Origin of the sequence: Oliverpabstia intestinalis, from assembly GCF_009696065.1 — a bacterium.
Taxonomy (GTDB): Bacteria; Bacillota; Clostridia; order Lachnospirales; family Lachnospiraceae; genus Oliverpabstia; species Oliverpabstia intestinalis.
Genome location: NZ_VUMS01000064.1, coordinates 1 through 3,962 on the forward strand (window position 1 = coordinate 1; position 3,962 = coordinate 3,962).

At 46.5% G+C, this 3,962-nt stretch carries 4 protein-coding genes and 1 pseudogene; all 5 read left to right on the forward strand.

Annotation, left to right across the window (positions count from 1 at the left end; genetic code table 11):
* The first annotated feature begins 129 nt into the window (after positions 1-129).
* On the forward strand, positions 130-945 hold the full coding sequence (locus FYJ57_RS14790; protein ID WP_205840010.1) for a VirB6/TrbL-like conjugal transfer protein, CD1112 family: 816 nt from the start codon (positions 130-132) through the stop codon (positions 943-945).
* Positions 946-973: 28 nt separating this feature from the next.
* Positions 974-1,435 carry a PrgI family protein gene (locus FYJ57_RS14795; RefSeq protein WP_154433248.1) on the forward strand — a complete coding sequence of 154 codons (462 nt, stop codon included), beginning with the start codon at positions 974-976 and terminating at the stop codon, positions 1,433-1,435.
* Positions 1,320-2,846 carry a VirB4-like conjugal transfer ATPase, CD1110 family gene (locus tag FYJ57_RS14800; protein WP_408636495.1) on the forward strand — a complete coding sequence of 509 codons (1,527 nt, stop codon included), beginning with the start codon at positions 1,320-1,322 and terminating at the stop codon, positions 2,844-2,846. The genes FYJ57_RS14795 and FYJ57_RS14800 overlap by 116 nt, the downstream gene beginning before the upstream one ends.
* Positions 2,839-3,621: a tryptophan synthase subunit alpha gene (gene trpA / locus FYJ57_RS14805; RefSeq protein WP_154433249.1), complete on the forward strand. Its 783-nt coding sequence runs from the start codon at positions 2,839-2,841 to the stop codon at positions 3,619-3,621. The genes FYJ57_RS14800 and trpA overlap by 8 nt, the downstream gene beginning before the upstream one ends.
* Positions 3,622-3,867: 246 nt before the next feature.
* A pseudogene (locus FYJ57_RS15585) lies at positions 3,868-3,962 on the forward strand (IS200/IS605 family transposase); the annotation flags it as partial.

The following is a 3,962-nucleotide window of genomic DNA, read 5'->3' on the forward strand; positions in this document are numbered from 1 at the left end:
ACAGCCTGGACCTTATATTCGTGGTCGTATTTACGTTGGGTACGTGACATTGAGAGTTCCTCCTTATTCTCTTTATTATACATGAATTCTTTGAGAATAAGGTGTCAACTTTATTTATACAACATCAGGATGATCCAGAATGGTCTGGAAGGGATGTTTGTGGAGGTCAATGATAAGGTGGGAACGATTGCCAGTCAGGTCGGGCAGACACCGCAGGGATGGAATGCAGGGGTTTTTAACCTCATCCAAAACCTGTCCCAGACGGTGATCGTGCCCATCGCCGGTCTGATCATCACGTTCGTGCTTTGTTATGAGCTGATCACAATGGTCACACAGAAGAATAACTTCCATGAGTTTGAAACTTACAACATTTTTCTCTGGATCTTTAAGGCGTATGTGGCGATTTACCTTGTGACGAACACATTCAATATCACAATGGCGGTATTTGATGTGGGGCAGCACATTGTAAATGGTGCAGCCGGTGTGATCTCCGGAAGTACGGCGGTGGATGCTTCTGCCGCCATTGCTACCCTGACCGAATCTCTGGAAGATATGGAGATCGGGGAACTGTTTTTACTGGCAATGGAAACACTTCTCATCAGCCTTACCATGAGCATCCTTTCCGTGATTATCACGGTGATCATGTATGGCAGGATGATTGAGATCTACCTTTATACTTCCGTGGCACCGATCCCGTTTGCCACCATGACCAATAAGGAGTGGGGCAATATCGGGAACAACTATCTGAAAGGCTTGTTCGCCCTGGCATTTCAGGGATTCTTCATGCTGGTCTGTGTTGGCATTTATTCCGTACTGGTCAATGCGATGACCATATCCACAAACCTGCATGGGGCAATGTTTTCAGTGGCGGCATATACGGTCGTACTGGCATTTTCACTGTTTAAGACCGGAAGCCTCAGTAAATCAATATTCAATGCCCACTGACGGGCAGGAAAAGAAAGGAGTACTACCTATGGCGTATGTACCAGTACCAAAAGACCTTACCAAGGTCAAGACAAAAGTAGCATTGAACCTGACAAAGCGGCAGCTGATCTTTTTTTCGCTTGCCGCAGTAGTGGGAGTCCCGTTATACCTGCTGGCAAAGAAACCCCTTGGTTCCAGTGTGTCAGCGATCCTTATGGTAACTGTCATGCTGCCATTTTTCTTTATGGCAATGTATGAAAAAGACGGTCTCCCTTTTGAAAAAGTGATGGGAAATATCATCCGCCAGAAATTCCTCTGTCCGGCGAAACGTCCGTACCAGACGGAGAACTTCTATCAGGCGGTGGATTCCCTCGTAAAGAAGGAGGGTGTGCCGGATGGCAAAAAAGAAGAAACAGGTACAGCAGCAGTGCCTGGAAGCGGCGGCAAGAAAAAACCGTCAGGAAAGAAGAAAAAGAAACGACAAAAAGGAAAGGGAAAAGGAAAAGCGTAGGAAGAAACAGGAGAAGGAAAGAAAACGGCAGAAGAACATTCCCCATACTGCCCAGCAGAGCATCCCTTATCAGCGGATGTTTGCGGATGGCATCTGCCAGGTATCGAAAAACTTTTTTTCCAAAACCGTACAGTTTTACGATATCAATTACCAGCTTGCCCTGAATGAGGATAAGACCACGATCTTTGAGAATTACTGTGATTTCCTGAATTACTTTGACTCGTCCATCAGTGTGCAGCTGTCTTTTATCAACCAGCAGGTGGATGTGGCAGAGTTTGAAAAGAGCATTGATATCCCGGACCAGAACGATGATTTTAATGAGATCCGGGAAGAATACCGGACGATGTTAAAGAACCAGCTTTCCAAAGGGAATAACGGTCTGGTGAAATCAAAGTATATTACGTTCGGGATTGAAGCGGAGAGTTTAAAGGTGGCAAGACCGAGGCTTGAGCGGATTGAGGCGGATATCCTCAACAACTTTAAAGTGCTTGGGGCACAGGCTCATCCATTGAACGGGGTGGAGCGTCTTGAGATCATGTACCATGTGTTCAACCAGGACCGGATCGAGCCGTTCCGGTTCAATTACAAGATGCTTCCACAGACGGGGCTTAAGACAAAGGATTTTATCGCACCGACATCGTTTAACTTCTCGAAAAACACTTCATTTATGATGGGAAAGACACTGGGAAGCGTCAGTTACCTGCAGATCCTCGCACCGGAACTGACCGACCGTATGCTGGCAGATTTTCTGGATGTGGATGAGAGTATCAATGTGAATATCCATATCCAGTCCATTGACCAGACCTCTGCCATCAAGATGATCAAGAGTAAAATCTCTGACCTGGACAAGATGAAGATTGAGGAGCAGAAGCGGGCGGTGCGTTCCGGTTACGACATGGATGTGCTGCCGTCTGACCTTGTGACCTATGGGGAAGAAGCGAAGAACCTTCTGGAAGACCTGCAGTCCAGGAATGAGAGGATGTTCCTTGTCACTGTCCTTGTGATGAATACAGCGGAAACGGCAGCAACGATTGCAACAGGGCGGCTGGGCATTTTCCACGGTATGAAATCTTATTTCTGTCAGGATGAATTTGGTCAGATTGCACCGATTTATTCTATTTCCGCCGGTCTGGATTATCCGGGAATCGGACCGGAACATGCTATGCTTTATGACAGCGGACGTGCGGAATATGTTGCTGTTACCGATGATGAAGCGGTGGAGGCTTTTGAATATATGAGCCGTACAGAAGGTATTATTCCGGCCATTGAATCGGCCCATGCCGTCAGCTATGCCATGAAACTGGCACCGACCATGACGAAAAATCAGATTATTGTGATCAATATTTCCGGCCGCGGTGACAAAGACTGCGCAGCCATTGCAAGATACAGAGGGGAGGATATCCATGAGTAAGATTAAAGAAGCATTTGCAAAAGAAAAAGCATTTATTCCGTTTATCACCTGCGGTGATCCGGATTTAGAAACAACAGAAAAAATTATAGAGGCCATGGCAGCGGCCGGTGCGGATCTGATTGAGCTGGGTATTCCTTTTTCAGATTCGACAGCAGAGGGATCTGTGATCCAGGAAGGCAATTTGCGTGCTTTATCCGGCGGTGTGACGACGGATAAAGTATTTGACATTGTTCGACGTGTACGGCAGAAAGTGACACTTCCGATGGTTTTTATGACTTATGCCAATGTTGTATTTTCTTATGGCACTGCAAGGTTTCTGGACAAAGCGGCGGAGGTTGGGGTTGATGGATTGATCCTTCCGGATGTGCCGTATGAAGAAAAGGAAGAATTTGCACCGCTGTGTGAAGCGGCAGGATTGGATTTGATTTCTATGATCGCACCGACATCCCATGACCGCATCAAAATGATCGCTGCAGAGGCAAAAGGATTTGTGTATTGCGTTTCGTCACTGGGAGTTACCGGTGTCAGAAGTGAGATTACAACAGATATCGGTGCCATGGTGCGCCTTGTCAAAGAGGCTAATCCGGACATCCCATGCGCCGTTGGATTCGGTATTTCAACACCGGCGCAGGCTGAAAAAATGGCAGCTGTATCGGATGGTGCTATTGTGGGCAGTGCCATTGTTCGTCTGTGTGAGAAGTACGGACGGGAGGCAGCAGGGCCGATCGGAGAGTATGTACGCAGCATGAAAGTGGCTGTGCTGCAAAAAGACTAAAGGCGGTCACAAAGTGCCGTCGGCCGACTCTAAGACAGCTTTCAATAAACAGTTTTAATAAACAGACAGCTTTCAATAGCAGGTCAAGACTTGACTTTTCAGGTTGTAAATGAAAATGCTAATCCCCCAGCTATGCTGGGGCGAATCGTGTAGTAGTGACGTTGTATGGTGAAAAGTAAAGCCTCCTATGATACGATAGTAAAGGTGTCTCAAGCCAATACTAAAGAGAATAGGAGGCGGTCCAAAGTGGACAGTTACAGCTTATCACATTCAAGGTACAAATGCCAGTACCATGTTGTGTTTATACCAAAGTACAGAAAAAGAATTATGTATGGAAAATT